Below are 510 nucleotides of genomic sequence, written 5' to 3' on the forward strand. Positions count from 1 at the left end.
ATTTCGAAGAGACCAAGCTCGACGGCATCCACGTCGGCATGGCGGTGGACATCCGTGTGATCGGTGACAACGCCCGCCTGCGCGGCCATGTGCAAAGCATCGTTGCCGGTATCGAAGACCGCGACCGCAGCAGTGGCTCCAACCTGCTGCCCAACGTCAACCCGGCGTTCAGCTGGGTGCGCCTGGCCCAGCGGATTCCGGTGCGCATCGCCTTTGATGATGTGCCGGCGGACTTCCGCATGATCGCCGGGCGTACGGCCACCGTCTCGATCATCGGCGATAAGGTTAAAGACGGAGACCAGCCATGAAGCAGCTGTTGGCCACCGCCGCGCTGGGCGTGTTGCTGTCGGCCTGCCAGGCGGTGGGCCCGGATTACTCGCTGCCGGATAAAGCCGCGGTCAATCGTGGCGACCTGCAAGGGCAAATCGCCGGTGAGGGCAACAACGTGGTGTCGACGCCGGTACCGGCCGACTGGTGGAAGTTGTACAAAGACCCCCGCCTGGATGAGCT

At 64.1% G+C, this 510-nt stretch carries 2 pseudogenes; both read left to right on the plus strand.

Going from position 1 to position 510, the window contains the following annotated elements:
• Positions 1 to 308: pseudogene (locus OMK64_RS21630) on the plus strand (hypothetical protein); the annotation flags it as partial.
• A pseudogene (locus OMK64_RS21635) lies at positions 305 to 510 on the plus strand (hypothetical protein); the annotation flags it as partial. The pseudogenes OMK64_RS21630 and OMK64_RS21635, both read left to right, overlap by 4 nt.

This window comes from Cellulomonas fimi (genome assembly GCF_028527925.1).
Taxonomy (GTDB): domain Bacteria; phylum Actinomycetota; class Actinomycetes; order Actinomycetales; family Cellulomonadaceae; genus Cellulomonas; species Cellulomonas fimi_C.